This window comes from Anaeromassilibacillus sp. An200 (genome assembly GCF_002160025.1).
Lineage (GTDB): Bacteria > Bacillota > Clostridia > Oscillospirales > Acutalibacteraceae > Caccousia > Caccousia stercoris.
On sequence record NZ_NFJU01000128.1, the window covers coordinates 1 to 966 of the forward strand.

Sequence of the window (966 nt, forward strand, 5' to 3'; positions counted from 1 at the left end):
GGGTTGCTTCGGTCTGCAAAATACGGCAATCGCATGAAGTATCAAATTGCAAAATCAGTCTAAGAAGCGTCATTCGAAACCCGCAGCTTCTGAAAGGTGCTATTTTTGATAAGGTGGCAAAGACTGGCTGGCACATCACGATGACCGGAAGTTACGAACGGTAAGTTTATGAATAAGCGGCGACTTGGAGTACCAAGTCGCCGCTCTTGTATCAGTTATTCAATCTGTATGTGCAAACGTTGTTCCCAGACAAATATCAAATCCAAGTGCCTGATACATTTTTTCATCACACGGAGCACAGCACACGGTTAGGCTTGCTATGCCATTTTGCTTGCACCAGGTTTGTGCCGCTTGCGCTAATTTCCGCGCAAGCCCTTTGCCTCGGAAAACAGGCTCAATATAGAAATCTTCAAAAACGCCCGTATTCGAGCAAGAGAACGTGGAATAGCATGGAGCGACGCTGCACATGCCAACAGCACGATAGCCACGTTTGGCGATAAAGAAGGTAATCTTCCCTTCTTTGACAGCTTGCTGAAGCTGCTTCTGATGTCCTTTTGTCAGGGCTTCTTCTCCAATTTCTTTTTTGAAACCATTTTCCAATTTTAAAAGCTGCCAATCTGTTGGGTCATTCAAAATTTCCACGGTGAAAGGCAGTTCATCTTTGGGAGGCAGAATCATCAACGGCTCTCCCCACTCATCAAAACCATTTTTTACAAATCCTAAACTCTGCCAAAAACGCTCTCGCCGCATATCACCGCCATAATTCAGTTCCGCATAAAGCGCGCCTTTTTCCTTGGCCCAATCCAACAGGGCTTTGGCGCAATGCTTCCCCGTCCCGTTTCCACGGTATTCCGGATACACGCAATACTCCATGACAAAGCATTTTCCATCCTCAGAGGTGTAAATGACCGGCATGGCAAAGCCGATGTCCCGTCCATTCCGATGAAAGAACAGATAGAAGCACCG

At 46.6% G+C, this 966-nt stretch carries 1 protein-coding gene; it reads right to left on the reverse strand.

Features of this window, described 5'->3' with window-relative positions:
* Positions 1–219: 219 nt before the first annotated feature.
* On the reverse strand, positions 220–966 hold a 747-nt coding region (locus B5F35_RS18195; RefSeq protein WP_087243089.1), incomplete at its 5' end, for a GNAT family N-acetyltransferase.